Annotated in this window: 15 protein-coding genes and 3 pseudogenes; 6 read left to right on the top strand and 12 right to left on the bottom strand. The window is 40.7% G+C overall.

Annotated elements, in window-relative coordinates; translation table 11 throughout:
- Window positions 1–195: 195 nt before the first annotated feature.
- The gene (locus tag IEY42_RS20370; protein WP_188927047.1) at window positions 196–915 is read left to right on the top strand and encodes an SDR family oxidoreductase; all 720 of its coding nucleotides are present in this window, start codon (window positions 196–198) and stop codon (window positions 913–915) included.
- A 147-nt stretch (window positions 916–1,062) separates the two neighbouring features.
- Here IEY42_RS20370 and IEY42_RS20365 read toward each other — a convergent pair whose 3' ends face one another.
- A complete protein-coding gene (locus IEY42_RS20365) occupies window positions 1,063–1,947 on the bottom strand; it encodes a LysR family transcriptional regulator (RefSeq protein WP_188927046.1) in 885 nt (294 codons plus the stop codon).
- 139 nt (window positions 1,948–2,086) lie between these two features.
- On the opposite strand from IEY42_RS20365, the gene IEY42_RS20360 reads away from it, so the two are divergent.
- Window positions 2,087–2,692, top strand: a complete 606-nt coding sequence (locus IEY42_RS20360; protein ID WP_188927045.1) for a short chain dehydrogenase — start codon at window positions 2,087–2,089, stop codon at window positions 2,690–2,692.
- A gap of 110 nt (window positions 2,693–2,802) precedes the next feature.
- A complete protein-coding gene (locus IEY42_RS20355; protein WP_188927044.1) occupies window positions 2,803–3,015 on the top strand; it encodes a hypothetical protein in 213 nt (70 codons plus the stop codon).
- Between the two features lie 16 nt (window positions 3,016–3,031).
- On the opposite strand, the gene IEY42_RS20350 is transcribed toward IEY42_RS20355, so the two are convergent.
- A complete protein-coding gene (locus tag IEY42_RS20350) occupies window positions 3,032–3,853 on the bottom strand; it encodes an AraC family transcriptional regulator (RefSeq protein WP_229780213.1) in 822 nt (273 codons plus the stop codon).
- 92 nt (window positions 3,854–3,945) lie between these two features.
- On the opposite strand from IEY42_RS20350, the gene IEY42_RS20345 reads away from it, so the two are divergent.
- Together IEY42_RS20345 and IEY42_RS20340 are read left to right on the top strand one after the other, a co-directional pair.
- Window positions 3,946–5,025, top strand: a complete 1,080-nt coding sequence (locus IEY42_RS20345) for an SLC13 family permease (protein ID WP_188927042.1) — start codon at window positions 3,946–3,948, stop codon at window positions 5,023–5,025.
- A gap of 192 nt (window positions 5,026–5,217) precedes the next feature.
- Window positions 5,218–5,451 (top strand): annotated as a pseudogene (locus tag IEY42_RS20340) (SLC13 family permease); the annotation flags it as partial.
- Window positions 5,452–5,838: 387 nt separating this feature from the next.
- On the opposite strand, the gene IEY42_RS20335 reads toward IEY42_RS20340, so the two are convergent.
- The 4 genes from IEY42_RS20335 to zigA are packed head-to-tail and all read right to left on the bottom strand — an operon-like array spanning window position 5,839 to window position 8,785.
- Window positions 5,839–6,300 carry a Fur family transcriptional regulator gene (locus tag IEY42_RS20335; RefSeq protein ID WP_188927041.1) on the bottom strand — a complete coding sequence of 154 codons (462 nt, stop codon included), beginning with the start codon at window positions 6,298–6,300 and terminating at the stop codon, window positions 5,839–5,841.
- 4 nt (window positions 6,301–6,304) lie between these two features.
- Complete coding sequence (locus IEY42_RS20330; RefSeq protein ID WP_188927040.1) at window positions 6,305–6,871, bottom strand: ZrgA family zinc uptake protein; 567 nt, start codon at window positions 6,869–6,871, stop codon at window positions 6,305–6,307.
- A gap of 38 nt (window positions 6,872–6,909) precedes the next feature.
- The gene (locus tag IEY42_RS20325) at window positions 6,910–7,581 is read right to left on the bottom strand and encodes a DUF1826 domain-containing protein (protein ID WP_188927039.1); all 672 of its coding nucleotides are present in this window, start codon (window positions 7,579–7,581) and stop codon (window positions 6,910–6,912) included.
- A gap of 1 nt (window position 7,582) precedes the next feature.
- Complete coding sequence (gene zigA, locus IEY42_RS20320) at window positions 7,583–8,785, bottom strand: zinc metallochaperone GTPase ZigA (protein WP_188927038.1); 1,203 nt, start codon at window positions 8,783–8,785, stop codon at window positions 7,583–7,585.
- Between the two features lie 623 nt (window positions 8,786–9,408).
- Between zigA and IEY42_RS20315 the strand changes: the two are divergent.
- Window positions 9,409–9,573 (top strand): annotated as a pseudogene (locus IEY42_RS20315) (IS110 family transposase); the annotation flags it as partial.
- 627 nt (window positions 9,574–10,200) lie between these two features.
- Here IEY42_RS20315 and IEY42_RS20310 read toward each other — a convergent pair.
- From IEY42_RS20310 to IEY42_RS20280, 6 genes and pseudogenes are all read right to left on the bottom strand, one after another.
- Window positions 10,201–10,827: a hypothetical protein gene (locus IEY42_RS20310; RefSeq protein WP_188927037.1), complete on the bottom strand. Its 627-nt coding sequence runs from the start codon at window positions 10,825–10,827 to the stop codon at window positions 10,201–10,203.
- 252 nt (window positions 10,828–11,079) lie between these two features.
- Window positions 11,080–11,461: pseudogene (locus IEY42_RS22760) on the bottom strand (transposase); the annotation flags it as partial.
- Window positions 11,462–11,618: 157 nt separating this feature from the next.
- On the bottom strand, window positions 11,619–13,412 hold the full coding sequence (locus IEY42_RS20295; RefSeq protein WP_188927034.1) for an ATP-binding protein: 1,794 nt from the start codon (window positions 13,410–13,412) through the stop codon (window positions 11,619–11,621).
- Window positions 13,413–14,632: 1,220 nt separating this feature from the next.
- A complete protein-coding gene (locus IEY42_RS20290) occupies window positions 14,633–15,283 on the bottom strand; it encodes a hypothetical protein (RefSeq protein WP_188923242.1) in 651 nt (216 codons plus the stop codon).
- Window positions 15,276–15,845, bottom strand: coding sequence for a hypothetical protein (locus IEY42_RS20285; protein WP_188923243.1), 570 nt, complete (start codon window positions 15,843–15,845; stop codon window positions 15,276–15,278). The genes IEY42_RS20290 and IEY42_RS20285 overlap by 8 nt, the downstream gene beginning before the upstream one ends.
- Before the next feature lie 379 nt (window positions 15,846–16,224).
- Window positions 16,225–17,076, bottom strand: an 852-nt coding sequence (locus IEY42_RS20280; RefSeq protein ID WP_308425009.1) for a nuclease-related domain-containing protein, incomplete at its 5' end; no start/stop codon positions are given.

The raw sequence follows: 17,076 nt of genomic DNA, 5'->3' as shown, positions 1-17,076 counted from the left end.
ACCTTACCTGACAGGGACTTACACCCTGCAAGATGCATCAAGCTTTGCTTGACGCACTAACGCTCATTTCAACGTTTGGACCCAAGTATTGTTTACTTATACCCACCAATGATGTAACTCAAAGCGCATATATCCTTGCTGCAGTTTTGGCTACCATTTGTTTAACCATTTGATAGTGAATACAAGGTAAAAAAAATGAAAAAACTCGTTGTGATTACAGGTGCCAGCTCAGGCATCGGTGAAGAATTAGCAAAACAAATGAGTGCCCAAGGCCATCCTTTATTATTGCTAGCAAGGAGAGTTGACAAGCTAGAAGCATTACAGCTACCTAATACGCTGTGTGCCAAAGTAGATGTAACAGATAAAAGCTCATTCCAAGATGCGATTAACATGGCGATCGACAAATATGGCCCAGTTGATCTACTAGTGAATAACGCCGGCGTCATGTTGTTAGGTCAAATTGATGAGCAAAATCCGTCAGAATGGCAGTCAATGTTCAACGTGAATGTGGTTGGGTTATTAAATGGCATGCAAACCGTTTTATCATCAATGAAAGCACGTAATAGCGGTACCATTGTTAATATTAGCTCTATCGCTGGTAGAAAAACCTTTGGTAATCATGCTGCTTATTGCGGTAGCAAATTTGCCGTACACGCCATTTCAGAAAATGTTCGAGAAGAAGTGGCAGACAGCAATGTCAGAGTGATCACCATAGCACCTGGTGCAGTTGAAACTGAATTACTATCGCATACCACTTCTGATGATATTATTTCGGGTTATGAATCCTGGAAAGATAGCATGGGCGGAGCGTTAGCACCTGTTGATGTGTCAAACGCCATCATCTTTGCTTATAGCCAACCACAAAATGTGTGTATCCGTGAAATCGTATTAGCGGCGACCAAACAACAGCCATAGAGGTTGATTTCGTCGTTAAAAATAAGTCTCAATGAGTGCGGAATAACTATTATATACCCAATCAACTTGAAGCGTTTCGATTGGGTATATAGCGTATTTTACGAGTGGTTTAGTCGTTTGCTTAATACGACACGATTTTCAGGCTCATTATTCAACATCAAGTAACGATATCACCCACTTGTGCAGCGGGTCGTCGTGATAACGCGGATGCCAAGCGGCAATCACATCAAAGCTCTCTGGCGATTGCTCCGGCTCAAGAGTCACTACATCTAACCCTTTAATTGCTCGTGAGGGTAAAAAAGCAATGGAGTCGGTTGTTTCTAGGTACATAGGCACCACCGAAAAACACGGCGCGGACACTACAACGTTACGTTGCAAGCCAAATTGTGCAAACCAGTCATCGATAGAGCCTTTAAAATTGGGCCGCGATGGTGAGGCAATAATCGTAGGGTATTGAGCAATTTGTGCTAACGACGGTGTGGTTTTCGAGATGCTTGAATGGGTTGATGTTACACACACATGGTGCTCTTCAAACAGTGTAATCACGCGATAACTCTCAGGAATATAATCAGGAAACGCGATGGCTAAATTGACCTTTCCGCTTTCCATCTGCTCATGCAGTTTATCTATCTCAAAATCTCGCACTATCAGCTTTAAATTGGGGGCTTGTTCTCTTAGCTTAGCAATCAGCTTAGGCAAAATAACTTGCTGCGCATAATCAGTCGCAGAAATCACAAAAGTACCTTTGGCCTTATGTGGCACAAAGGTTTTAGTGGCGATGAGTGAGTTAAAATCTATCAACAGTTTATCGACGTTTATCGACAACTCCTGTGCAAACGGTGTCGGTACAAAACCATTGGTTTTCCTAACAAACAACCGGTCACCAAAAACATCGCGCAATTTCTTTAAATGCTCACTCACCGCTTGTTGAGTCATCCCAAGCTGGCTTGCAGCTTTAGAGGCATTTTCCTCACGCACCAGCGCCTGAAAAACCCTCAATTGCTTTAAGTCTAATCTGTCTAATTTACTCACAATTCCCCCAAACGCAGTTAACCCAAAAGCTAGATCACAATTATAGCTTGTATCACTCACAATTAACTATTGTTTCAATTTGTTTAGGCCGGTCGCTAAAGTTCACCCCATCAAGTTAATTCAACAAGTGGAAACAAACATGAAAACAGTCATTTTAATTGGTGCGCTAGGCAAAATGGGTCAAGCAGCGTTATCTGGTTTAGGTAAGCATAAGGTCATCACCGCGGGCCGTTCTGGCAACGTCGACCACATTGTCGATATTACCAATGAGCAATCGATTGAAGAGCTATATACAAAAGTCGGTCACTTTGATGCTGTGGTTAATACGGTGGGCGTATGTGAATATGCGCCATTTGTAGACATGACAGAAGCGCAGTGGATGACCACTGTTATGAGCAAAATGATGGGCCAAATTAACCTGGTACGGATTGGCCAAAAATACATTGCTGATGGCGGTTCATTTACCCTAATCAGCGGCATATTAAATGTTAAGCCTATTCCGTTTGCGATTGCCGATGCCACCACCAGCGGCGCCATTGATACCTTTGTAAAATGCGTCGCCTATGAAATGCCAAGAAACACCCGCATCAATGTAGTCAACCCAACGGTGTTAACTGAAGCATGGGATGTGTATGGCGAAATGATGCCAGGGTTTGAGCCAGTGCCAGGCAAATTAGTTGGCAAAGCGTTTGAACGTTCTGTCGATGGTTTTATTACGGGTGAAGTGATTTTTGTAGACGCTTAAGCCCCCAAGAGCGGGGAGCAAAACAGAATTGCTCCCCATGAACAAATTGTTTATTTAATCAGTCAACGCTTGCCAATTGACTAATAGTTAGGAATATTTAGGAATATCCAATGAAAACTTTTATCATCACAGCCTTCGCAATATTGTTATCTGGCTGTACACATTTACACAGCACAGATACCACAAACTCTGAGCCTCAAAACTTAAGCGCTCGCGGCGCTTACATGCAAAACACCAATGCAAAAGACACAAAGCAAGTGTGTAAAAAAATCAAGCGCCACAAGCATGTCATCACCCGCTGCCGCCCAGTGACGGCGGACTAATCGGTATTATGTCCAATCACGTTAATGATCTGGGTAAGCGATAATCTTTCTTGCTCAGATATTCTTGTGGCGAGCAGCCAAACATCTCTTTAAATGCTGCAATGAAACTACTTACACTTTTATAACCTAGCTCGTAAGCAACACGGCTAGTGCTTGTCGTTTGCGTTAAATATTCTAACGAGTTCATCAACCGATATCGGCTGCGCCATTGTCGATAAGTCATGCCGGTTTGTGCTTTAAAGAGTCGCTCAATTGTGCGCACACTCGCGCCAACCATCTTGGCTAGCTCAGTGAGTGAAGCTTCGTGAGAGGGGTCGTTAATAATGTTATTAATTAAATGATTTAATCTTGGGTCATCGCCTGCGGGAAGCGAGATTTCAGATCCCTCTAGGGCTTCAATTTCGTCAATAATCACCAGCCCTAATCGCGCCATAGGGTCGAGTGCGAGTGTGTTAGCGTGTTTAACGAGTTTCAGTATCAGCTCACGTAATAATGGGGTCATTTTTAACATCGCCACGCCACTTTGCTCGCATCTCACGACATAGCTTGGATCGATATACAGATTACGCATTTCGGTTTCTGTCTCTGCTCTCACCTGATGCTCCACCATACTCGGGATCCACACAGCATGAGATGATGGCACCACCCACACCGTGCCTTCGCTGGTTATTTTCATCACACCTTGTGACGCCCATAAAAGCTGACCTCTGGGATGAGAATGTGATTTTAATGAAATCTCAGCGAGTACGCTGCGGCTGTGAGTGAGTACCGGACGAGAAGGGTCAAGAATATAGCCAATCTGTGTAGGAGTTAGCAATGTCGCCTCGGGAATACTCATTGTCACATATCTACCTTTTTACGCCAAAAAAACTCAATTATAGTACGCCTCTAGTTTTTTTAATCAATATTTAAACAATAAGGTGTTAGCAGATGGTCAGTAAAATTCCGGTAAAAAACATCATCATTACCTTTGCGCTCACCATTGCAGCATGGTTGTTTGCCTTTCCTATGGCAGATTTTCCGGTTAACTTTTCCTACAGTGCGGCGGTGGTGTTAATGACCCTGGTGGGCTGGAGTACAGGCCTTATTCCGCCTTACCTGACTGCACTGATCTTTTTTGCACTGACGATTATCTTAAAGTTACTCGAACCGAGCGTGCTGTTTACAGGCTTTGGCTCAACCGCGGTTTGGTTAATTATTTCTGGGTTTGTTATCGGTACTGCTATTTCAATTTCAGGGCTTGGAAAGACTCTGGCGTCGTTAATTGCACCTCACTTTACAGGCAGCTACTTTCGACTCATTTTTGGCCTGGTGTTTAGCGCCGCGCTACTCGGGTTTATCATGCCATCTTCTATCGGCCGTGCGGTGGTATTGATCCCCATTGGTATCGCGTTAGCCGACCAGGTAGGGTTTGCCCAAGGCAGTAATGGCCGTTTAGGCGTCGTGACCTCTTTAATCATCGCGTGTAACATGCCCAGTTTTGCGATTTTACCTGCCAACATTCCCAATATGATTTTAAGTGGTTCAAGTGAAACGCTTTTTGGCATCCATTTTGGCTATACTGAATACCTGTGGTTACACTTTCCTGTGTTGGGACTGTTGAAGTCTTTTGCCATCATCGGCACAACATTACTTGTATTTCCGGCAAAAATGGACCTAGATGCCAACCATGATGTTGCAGAGCAGCACGTTGATCCTCAGCAAAAAAACCTACAAATACGTGTTGCTGTCATCTTAGGTATCACGCTGCTATTTTGGGTAACCGACTCAATTCATGGTGTAAACCCTGCCTGGGTTGGCCTTGTCACCTCTATTATATTGCTGCTACCCAAATGGGGCGTAGTGCCTGCTAAGTCATTTAGTAGCAGTGTTGATTTTAGTACGATTGTGTTTGTGGCATCGGCACTAGGGTTAGGTGTGCTGGTTAATGAATCGGGCATAGGAGCAGCCCTTGGTGATGTGTTTGCCACCCTGTTACCAGGAGAATCTAGCGGTACTTTTGCTAACTAACCTCAGCTCTGGATAACAAACGCCTTTCAAGCAGTCCTTTGCCTTCCTCACTGCGTTGAATTAACTTGCAATAGGCTAACTATTGACGCGTTAATTCGCCTTGTTAGCAAAACAAATCACAAGCTTGACAGTGGATTTTAGTCAATCTATTGATTTATATCGTTATCAATACCTCTCTTATCCAGAGTTGAGGTTAACTATATGGCACTGTCTCTCATTGCAACCGCCACCAGTTTAGTGACCACTGTACAAGGTGTACCTACGGTGTTGACCCCAATGGCAGCCGAATTAGCTCAGGCAACAGGCTTTAGCCTGCCGGCAGTGTTAATGACCCAAGTGGTTGGCTTTTCAACGGTGATATTTCCATACCAGGTCGCACCATTAATTCTTGCGATGCAGATGTCAAATGAACCGATATCGCAACTGTTAAAACTCAGTTTGCCGCTCGCACTGTTTACTATCGTTTTCTTAATGCCAATCAACTATCTATGGTGGCTTGTACTCGGTTGGATTGGTTGATAGCCCTCACGCCAATTCATAGATAATCGAATATAGTCGAGCAATCATTAAGATGGCTAAGGCCATAAGCATCGAATACTCCTTGCTAATGCTGGCGATTTGACATACTCAACGAAGGAATAACTGCGACCACTGCAGAGATAACCATGATGCCAATACCACACAGTGGATAACACATAAAAATGACAGTGCGATAGCAAATTTATCCGTAAATGCTTGTATGGCTCTCATGCTGGCTAAACCTTTATCCTTTGCTCGATAATACAGTGTTTGAGTGATAGTAAATCTTGATGGTTATACCGCAGTGGTTAAGCAATCATTACAGATACAATTAATTTCTAGCTGCGGGCTCACTAATTTAAAACCTGCTTGTTCCACGCTCTGGTTAAGCTCATTAATTGTTGATTTATTAACGGTAATTTCCTTTACCGCATTACACACACTACAAATTAAAAACTGTGGCACACCATGCTCATGCTTGCAGGTGATGTGCGAGCAAGCAATATACTTATTGGCCAATTTAAGCTTATGGACTAAGTGTTCAGCCTCTAAAAAATCGAGGATTCGATACACCGACATCGCCGGTATTTTTTCGCCATTTTCTTTAACAAACAAATCAATTAAATCGTACGCAGACAACGCCTTACTTGTTTGTACAAGCAAAGATAAAACTTGTTTTCGCTTTGTGGTTAAGCGTGAACCATGGCTTTTACAATTTTGTTCAGCATGTTCAATAATAGTGTCGATGTTATTCATTGCGTTATCTCAAACTAATCATGTTGTTTTTATCGCTCAACGTCGCCGCACCTTGTTGAGTATCGGTAATCCACATAGAGCGTATCTGGTGAATACGAGGAAAAAGTGCAAATACTGTAACAGTAATGCTCGAAAGCTCAGACATTTTTTCACAATTAAACCGATAATACGCTGTCACATCACTATGTAATTGTTGGGCAGTATGTTCATCTAGATGCTCTTCGATGGCATCATGGTGATCTGAGTGCTCCACGCTCATTGCGTCCACAGTGTGAGACACAAATTGGCAGGCATCACCATTAAGCACAAACAAATCATCCACCTGGCCAAGCTGTGTGTTCATCTGCTCAAACGCGCGCTTATCTGATTCAACGTTAAGTGTGTGCTCAAAACCAACCAAGTCAACTGTCGGTGTTGTTAATGTGACCTCGACAGTGTTGTTATCAACTGCAATGGTCACCGTCGACACCCCATGAGTATGAACATTTGCAGCATGAACCAATGGACTGCTCAAGCTAAACAATACCGCACTCAAGCACGTTATGCATAACGCCACAAAACCAACATTCATTTGCTCATCCTTTAAACAGGCTAAACCAAGATGTCATTTCATTGAATAAAGTCTAAGGTTAACAATAAACGAGACTCACCGTCTGCCAGGGGTGGCGAACGATGAACCAAACCTGCGCCTTGTTGTTCGTCCCACATCTCACCTTTTAGCAGTGCAACATCACCACTATTAAGTTGCTGGATTTGACTACCATCTGGCATCAAACCAGACTGTTCATCAGGTAAACCTTGGTTTCCTGCGCCTAATTTAGTTCGATTTAAACCGTCATGCTGCAACCACTGAGTCGCCGCCCCCTGATAAGTGGTGATCAACCGACAAGGAATGCGATCGACATGAAAACGCGGACACATTGCATGCTCTAAAACCGTTAACCTCAGTCCGGCATGCTCAACACCAAATAAACAACAAAACATTGCCACTAATTGCGCGATATCATCGGCAAGCACAGCCACAGCATTTGTTTGCTCAAAAGCTTCATACAGCTGCTGGTGCACGTCTTGTTCAGACACTTTCAAAATAACTTGCTTTTTAATCGACGTTTTCAACAATTCGTCAACCGCCGATGTTAACTGTTCAGGCATCTCACGATGCCAAATGGCGATATTAGTTTGTTGTTGATAAATAGCAGGAAATACATCAACCGACTCCCCACTCACAGGCTGGCGGATCATCGTATTGTCTTCATTGAGTGTCTCAACAGAGGCAAGCATATTAAGCCTCCCATTGAGGAAAAGGGTCACTTAACGTGCGCCAATAGTCTTTTCCTTTAAGCAGTTCGTCATCAGATAACAAGCAATCATTAAGCGCCTGGAGCATGCCGGCTTTATCTAATTGCTGGCCAATAAACACCAACTCCTGGCGCATGTCGCCAAACGGTTCCTGCCATTGCTCATTAATTGCCGCTAATGACTCTTCATCTGTTGGCCAATCTTTAGTGGGCACAGCTTTCCAGAACATGCCAGAAATATGATAGTGAGCAATTCCACCCGCTTGATTCCACTGGCCAACAAACTGTGGCTGAGTGGCTAGCCAAAAGTAGCCTTTAGAGCGCACTAACTTGCCAAAGGGTTCGGTGTTGTGAAGAAAGTGATGAAATTTTTGCGGATGAAAAGGCCGTCTCGCAGTAAAATTAAAGCTACTGATGCCGTATTCTTCTGTTTCTGGAATGTGCTCGCCACGCATCTCTTTTAGCCAACCGGGTGCTTGTTGAGCCTGTTCAAAATTAAATAAGCCCGTGTTCAATACCGCATCAATATTAATGTTGCCTGCGGCAATCGGAATAATCTTCGCACGGGTATTAAGCACCTTAAGAATCGCCGTCAGCTTATTTAACGCAGCCTCATCAACTAAATCGGTTTTACTGATCAGCAACACATCAGCAAACTCAACTTGCTCAATGAGTAAATCGGTAATGCTTCGATCGCCTTCTTCACCTAGAGACTCGCTGGTTGTCTGTAAGTCTTGCGCTTCTTCGTAATCTTTTAAAAAATTCACCGCATCAACCACCGTCACCATGGTATCTAAGGTGGCAACCTCAGACAGCGACACACCATTTTCGTCGGCAAAAGAGAATGTTTCAGCGACAGGTAAAGGCTCAGAAATCCCAGTTGATTCAATAATCAAATAATCAAATCGCCCCTCTTTTGCTAACTGACTCACCTCTACTAACAGGTCTTCACGTAAGGTGCAGCAAATACAGCCATTACTCATTTCAATCAGTTTTTCATCGCTGCGATTGAGAGAGAGCTCATTTTTAACCACCGACGCATCAATGTTAATTTCGCTCATATCATTAACGATAACCGCCACTTTTTTGCCTTCACGATTATTAAGAATATGGCTTAAGACCGTGGTTTTACCTGCACCTAAAAAGCCAGAAAGCACTGTAACAGGGAGTTTTTTAACTTGGGTCATGATAATGATCTCGAATAACGGGTATTGAATAGCTGGTATCGAAAACGGGTTTCAAATAGCTGGTTTCAAATGGTAACAATAGAGATGTTACAACATATCATTTACGTTTTCTAGTTAATTTATGTCATCTGGTTTTTTGCGGTTCACCACAGCTTTACATGCTCGCATACTCTCTGAGCACTCAAGTTCATCGTTGAATTAAGGTGTTTAAAGAAATGGATACTCTGATTTGGAAAAAAGCCTATTAACTTGACCATGACAAACAACCCGCTCGTCGTCCCGGCAATGCTTTTTAGCCAGGACCCAGGAGTCTGCTTTGTACTTTATGGCCTGCGGACACTAACGATTACGATCGCAAGGTTCCACCCTGCACGGACCAAAAGCCTGTTGCAACCTGCTCGTCGTCCCGGCAATGCTTTTTAGCCGGGATCCAGGTGTTTGTTTTGTACTTTTGTACTTATGCCAGCTCATGTATTAACTTGTAAAAAGTCTAGATACGACCTCAAGTTCTGAGTTGAATTTGGGCATTTTCAAGCTAGATTTAACTCATTAATGGACACAAAGCTTTGCGTAAGCTTTTGTTTAAATTTAATTTTTGTAAAGTTTACTCTGACCAGACTAAATTTCTGCGAGGCAATGACAAAGCACGTAACTACCTTAACCGATTACAAAAACGAATGAGTAAAGTTAAAGCATTATCTGCACTGGCACATAAGCTTGGCTGCTGCGTCTATTTCATGCTGAAGAACAAAACGGTGTTTGATGAACAACGATTCTTGAAAGGATAAGTCACGCAATAAGGTGAGCTGAACGTCTAACTAGATACTCTTTGAAAAAGAGAAGCGAGCATGACCGTGAATGATGTGGCTAATGAAGCAATGACTTCTCACCATCATCACTATGCCAGATGCTATTTAAGCTACATCGCCTGCACTTGATTTTATAAAGAATGACACCTTATTGGCGCGCATTAATGAATACAATCAACAAAGTCGTTTACACCTTAAATGGGCCTGAAACTAACTGTGCATAAAGCACCTGAGACTTGAATAGTGCCATCTTAGGGTTAACCGATAAATGTCTCGGCTTTGGCTTCCTGCGTCGCTCTACCTCCTAAATCCATTTAGTCGTAGTGCCCCTGATATTTCAAAGGAATGAAAAGCGTCAGGCAGCATTCTTTATTTTTAAAGAAATCGCACTAAGAGAGCCTCTATAGGTGTTTGCATGCTGTTGTTGCTAAAAGCACGACGATTTGACAGCTAAATGACAGACGAAGTAGATGAATTTGTTGATTGACTATCTTTGATACTAAAGGTATTTGACTGCAAAAGCAGTCAAATAAGTTAGGCTCGTCTATTGACTTGGCGGAAGGCTCATATGTGTTAGGCATATAACCGCCTTACTCTGCTCTGATTTCACTCTCTAGGTATATTAATAACAAGGTTATTAATTATGTAATTAATTTCATCTCTTGTTTCATCATCATTAGGTGCAAGAGAGTTAGAATAAAACTTGTAGATATAACCATGCTTTTTACTTGAAATTAATGCAAACTCCATTTCCAACGGGTATTTTATGCTTTCAACAAATCTTGCCGTAAGAATAGACATTTTTGCTCCCTCAACTCCAGAGACAACAATTGGATGTGGCTTTTTCAAAAGGGAGGCAGACTTAACTTGTTTTTGAAAACCATCATAAAACACTTTATTCAGATCTTCCTTTAAAATTTCAGTCTTAGATTTATTGGCTGAATTGATGTCAAACTTTTTATACTCAATATTTACGTATGTGGGTGAGTTTTTCTTTAGTATCGCAATTGTGCTGTTAGGAATGCCATCAAGCTTTTTATTATTGGCATAAATTGAGCGAATAAATTCTTCTGGATATTGAAATTCCCACGTTGAAGGCTTGTGCACTGTTAAGCCAATAGACTTATTTTCATAAACATTGGAGTCTTGAATTTGAGGTGAAGTAAATGTGTCAACTGTATTAGAAGAACAACTTACAACTAAAAAAATAAAAATGATCGTCAATAACTTCATTTTATATGCCTAACGAGCCTGTAGAATTACTCGTTTTAAAATTTAATTTTGATTGATTAACAAACAATATCTGAGTTTCTATTTTGATTCAATTATTTAGTGGCGTTTAGATTATTATTTAACATGCAGATGTATTGTTGTTTTAAAGGGAGTATAAGGCGGGTTTGGTGAGTTTTTGAGGTGAAAAGGGCTTACCCTTTCTTAGTGCATTGCTTGTTGCAGCTTTTCTATGTTGTGAACAAGGCAATACAGTTACCACTGGGCATTAACTTTGGCTTGGCCGCGTAAGGTCAATTTATTCATGCCTTTGTTAACCGTAATATTCCCGAACACAGGCTCAATACAACCCAGTCGCTTGCTATACTGCCGCCGCCCCATTGGTCTATCTATTTTCACTTTCATCTTGTCGGTGTAACTCAGTTTTTTCCGTGAGGCATCATTTTAAACTGCACTTGTCGACCCGTTTTATCGGCGATTTTCGCATACATTGCTGTTGCAGCGGACAGATTTTACAATCTTTTAAATAACCACAGAATCGGGTGTACTCTTGATGATGGCTTTTAACATTGATGCCGCTTCGCCACATCTCATTGCCTGCGGGACATCGGCAGGTTTGCGTTACTTCATCATAATATAAAATTTACTCTGACCCGACAAATTCCAAACGCTTTGTATAAGCTGTTGTTTAAGTTTAATTTTTGTAAGGTTTACTCTGCCCCGACTAAATTCCTTGGGATAAGGACGCGGCTTCGCGCGGCCTATCCTTATTTGTTATGTGCCTCTGGTTACGATTAATTTAATCTTGAGCTAATTGCATTAAACCACTCCAATACTTCTCCACTAGTATCAACTTGTTCAAGAAGCTCTTTATTCATAAAAGAAACTGCACGACTATTGAGCTTTTTCTTAACGTTACTTTCTTTATAAGATGTATGCTCAACAAGCAAATTAGGAATGTCGGTTTGAGCATCTATGTCTAAGTCAATTCCTAGTTGGAAAGCTTCCTTAATTGCATCAACGTGTAAATAGTTTTCGGCTTCACGCTTGCTTGTTAGGAAAGCTATTGAACCATCTCCTCGGCCATTAACTTTGTCACATGCTTGTTGGTATGCAGGTGGCTCTTCGGTATCTCGATCATAAATATGAATTTCAGGTTTACCAATATTTTTCAAATAATGGCGATTGACCCAGTCTTTTAGTGTTGAACCACCTAAAGGTAATAACACTACTCTTGGATCAGTATTTAAATCAGGCACTTCAACCCCGTCACGTAGTAATATACGAGACATACCTTTAAAGAAATTCACATCATTCGGTCCCTCAAGGCAAAGAAACACTTGGGCCCTGCTATCAGGCAGAACACCTAAGTCTTTTGCAATATACTCATATACCGAATCGCTATCTTGGGTTATTGCTAGGTCACCAGAAGCATTTCTGTGGATATGACGAATACTTTCTAGCGGAAGTTGACCAGCTAGAGCTGGAACATGAGTTGTTAGTAAAACTTGGCAGTTTTCAAGACTAGCCAGTTCACTAAAGGCTTCTAAGAGTAATTTCTGATTACTAGGGTGCTGAGATGTTTCAGGCTCTTCAATAGCGTAAATAACACCTCGACCAGAGTTTTCCTGCTTGATGCGCTCAGCTTCAGCTTTGAAAAAACTAATAAGAATAAGTCTGCGAACACCACTACCACGTTTATTAATGTGAATTCCGTCATCACCGACTAAAGAGAGCTTAAAAATGCTGTCCCATTTAGGCTCGGCTTTGAATTCCGGAGCTAACTGTTGCGCTAGATTAGGATCAATATCATTTAAGTGGCTAATAGTATTTGTAGCAACAGCTAAAGCTCTTTCTTTAACTCGCTGCTTGATGTCATTTAGATCACTTTCCAGTTCACTTAGAGCATTAACTACTGCGGCTTTCATTGGGTCTTGAACTTCTGACTCTTCGTCCGTACTTGGGCGATCAGCTCTAAACAATGCAAAATGAGGGAGATATGTTTGTATTTGCTCCCAAATCGCTTTGCCGTCTTCTTTACTTAACGAAACTAACTGATCGGTTAGGCGTAAATCCTCGTTCTCTTGATATATTGATTGTCGCAATGAAACGTTAGAACGTCGGTCTTCGACATTAATGGAAAGAGATTGTGCTATTGCTTTAAGCTCATCATTTTTCTTTAGCAAGATACCTTTAACGCCTCTTGCTGAAGGATGGCGACAGTAGGCGTGAATTGCTCCTGAGCCTTTACCTTTTTTATATATCTTATGAAGTTCTAGGTGGCCATCTGAATTCAGAAGGTACTCATCGTTGAAAGTGGTTTGAGAGCTAGCGTCTAGAACTAAGTTTTCTGGTACACCTGAAAATACGCAACCAATCTTTACATCATCGTCTATTCCTGCATATACACATTTATCACTTATGTCATATTTGCAAAGCTTGTGACCAAAAAAAACACCCAAAGCATCAAGAACAGTAGTTTTTCCTACATCATTACGACCGATTAAGGCTGTTAACTCGTTAATTACGATTTCCGTACGTTCTTGATAGCCTCGATAGTTTTCAAGAATTAATTTCTCTAGCTTCATCTAACGTCCTTTTATGAAGATTTCGTATAATTTGAATTGACACTTAACAGCTCATTGAACGGCCAAATAAATTCAAAGCCGACCCTTTAAGTTATTGATTAATATCACCCTACATTTACTATCTCATTGATGTAAAGCAGTTTTATTTAACTCCACTGACGAATAAAAGCGAGCTTGTGCGTTAAAAGTCGTCTCAATATTCGACAAAAGGAAAAAACCTTAATTTCAATACATTACAACATTCTCGATTGATAAATTGTACAACTTTAGTTTACTTATTAGCCGATCCAACTTAAAAACACGCAAAACACCATTACAGCTGATTTGGTACACAGAACACATTACATAAAGGTGGGAAACACGGTTGACGCTGGATATGTATCCGACATTTGCTAAGCCAGTTACAGATGGAGTGTAAAGTTGAGCGAAGCGCCATGACGTTAGTAGCATCAAGCAATATTTGGAGCACACTTTGGGGCAGACACGAGTGAGTTTTTTTGATTTTAAAAGGTACAAATTCAACTCTGAACTTGAGGCCGTTGAAGACTTTTTACAAAAAATACGTGAGCTAGCCATGGCCTTTCGCGCACATCTGACCTATATGGATATTATAAATGCTACACACGATTAAAATTTATACAGACCAACGCATATATCTCACTAAACTGAGTCTTTAACACTTGCAGATAATACAAACATTTACAGTTTCATCATGGTGGTTTGCGAGCCGACCATCCGACCCACGGACGGGTCGGTCGAGCTACATGGATGTACTAGTGCGTGTCGGTAAGTGAATGCCATGTTGAAGCCAAATAAAACCTGACAGTCATATTATTTGTAATAGGCGAAGCGCCACGACGTTGGTCGCCGCAGGCCATATTTGAAGCACTCTTTGGCGCATAAGTGAGAAAAGAGTCTTGTTATGCTCAGCCTCGATTAAGTTATCTGTCGCTGGAAGCAAAGCCTGACATAGGCAGCCTCCAGCTTTCAATAACTTACCGAAAAGATGTAACCATACTCTGACATAAAATGTACCCATAGTCTGACAAATCGGAACTGCACCTAGATACTATAATTATGAATTGTCATTTTATTACAACTGAAAGCGTATCTCTTAGTAACTCGTTTTTGGACAGAACTTTGTTAACGATTAGTGTTATTTCGCATTAGTTTGGGTATCCTAAAGTTCTGTCTAGTGTGTCGGGGTGAACATCATTTCATCATACATCTGGCTTCCTGTTGAATTTACAAGTTAACCATGGAATAAAGTCGTATAACACCCTGAACATAAATGCAAACAGAGCGGAGAAGATTGCTACGTAACCTAAATCAGAGTTGGTATATGAGGATTCAACTTCTTTGAACTCAACATTAGACTTCACTCCAGATGTATTCGGTGTAACCTTAATCTTTAATAGCTCTGATGAAATTACAGAAATGTTTAATTGGTTGTCCTCAATGAAACTATCAATAACGACCTTTTTTGACGCTGCACCCACGTTACTAAATTCTACTTTCCCAAAGGTGTGTGGTGGCTCTGTTGTATAAAAAACTCGGAAAAGTGAAGGGATTTTATCAGTGTCGACATCGATGGAGAATAGGTAGTCGTCAATAGTCGTCTTGCCTATGTTTGTAAGCTTTATAGTAGTGATATACGAATTTTCCACATTCTGACCGAATAGTTCATGTTTACGATTACCTACTTCTTGGGACGTCAAAATCTCTTGGGGATTACTTAGCTGAATAAATACCTCTTTCTCTGGTGCAAACAAGTCCTGTATATATGGCGTTGCCCATACACCAATAGGAATCAAGACAAGTGCAAGTAGCAAAGGGTAAATATAAGTGGGAAAAATCTTAGATTCAGCCATTTTCTCTATCCATGCTTTTGATTGTTAGTTTATGAGCGACATACTTTATCTGCTCTTCTGTACTAACTGGAGTGTGCTCTTTATCAGGCATTGATAGCTTTATTTCTAAGTCAAGATTCATGATTTTTTTGTCATTGGTAGTTATTTTTGACTTTATTTCGTCAACGTATAGAGAGCCAAACCTGTTTTTTTTCTTAATATCACGCTCCAAGTTTTCTAAAATTGGCTTTTGGTACTCCTCAACATGTGCTTTTATCTCATCTTCAGTGACCTTACTTTTAATTTTACTTTTGATAACTTCATAAATACATAAAGTAACAGTTGCCGATAGTGAACCAACTAAAAACAGGATAAATGAGCCACGTTCTACCCTATCAACGTCTAGGTGAATATTGTTGTTAATGAACTTTTGAATTTTGGTACGACTTGTTCTCTTGTTCATGTCACACATAGTTTCAAAGACACTCTGCTCCACTGCCTTTTGAAAGTGAGACAAGAGAGCCGTTAGTGTAGCTGAAGATAGCCTGTCTGGTTTGCTTACCAGTTTGATATTGATATCCATAATTGTAGCTTGTTCCTAGGTGAAGACTTGCAGGTCAGAATTACAAAACCATAAGCATACATATACAATCAAGTTATTAAAATATAATACAAAAAAAATAAATGGAGTGAAAAAATCTAAGATCTATTTCACACTCTCTTTTCTATGCGCAAATTAAATTTGGACTGCCCACACTCTTCTTTGTGCTCCATCGCATTAGTCGCGCATTTCTGATATTAGGAAATTTAGTCAAATAACACATTACGATAAAATACGCTCAATAGATTGAAACTCATAATGGGGCATAAATGATTTACACTGTAGTGACACATTTCTGAACTTGAGTTCAAGATGTGTCTGACTAAAGCACATAAAGGACTACTAAAATACACACCGACAGTTAGTTGAGTTTTTCCACAGCCCTACATTTGGGAAAGTTTGAACAGCCCCAAAATTTAGATCCTGCATTTTGGCCTTTTTTAGCTTCACGTAACACCATATCTGATCCACATTTTGTGCAAAGCTTGTCGGTAGTTTTTTGCTTAATGATCACTTTAACATGAGCTTTATGGGCTTGGTTTGTTGAAAATCCTCGCGCTAAACGACCTGATTCAATATTGTTGATGACATCTAAAACTTGCTGTTGATTCAGTAGTTCAGCAGAATGTGAACGAATGTATGATAAGCAACCACTTGCATAAGTTACATTTTCCGGCATCTCCGTTTTAAACTCGCTCTCACCGATAAATACAACAACTGAGAATAGTGCATCAATATTGATATTAAGCTGCGATTCTAGTGTTTTTAAATGCTTATAATTTTGATGGATTGGATTCTGAAACTTAGATGAGTATTTAAAAATTTTCTGCGTCCACAGCTTTTGGTTAGCAGAGCCAAAAATCCATCCTTTCATGTTTTTTGTTTCAATAATGAACACACCAAATTTAGATACAACAATATGATCAATTTGAGTGGTACCATTGTCAGTTGGCAGGGTAATATTTTTAAGTCTGCGATACTCGTTATGCGGTAACCTCTTGAGTATCAAATTGACCTGAAACTCACCCCAAAGACCTTTAAACCAAGGTGTTGTGGTGATATAGGTCAATAAAATAACAGGGAATATATACCAAACGTTGAGAGCAGCATTCATTAAGATTTCAATTAAATCCACAGCAACATCCTTATTTGTCGTTGGAAGCAAAGTCTGACATAGGCAACTTCCAGCTTTCAATAACTTACAGAAAAGATA

Origin of the sequence: Shewanella algicola (assembly GCF_014648035.1) — a bacterium.
In the GTDB taxonomy this organism is placed as follows: Bacteria; Pseudomonadota; Gammaproteobacteria; order Enterobacterales; family Shewanellaceae; genus Shewanella; species Shewanella algicola.
This window is presented reverse-complemented; position numbering and strand designations above follow the sequence as displayed.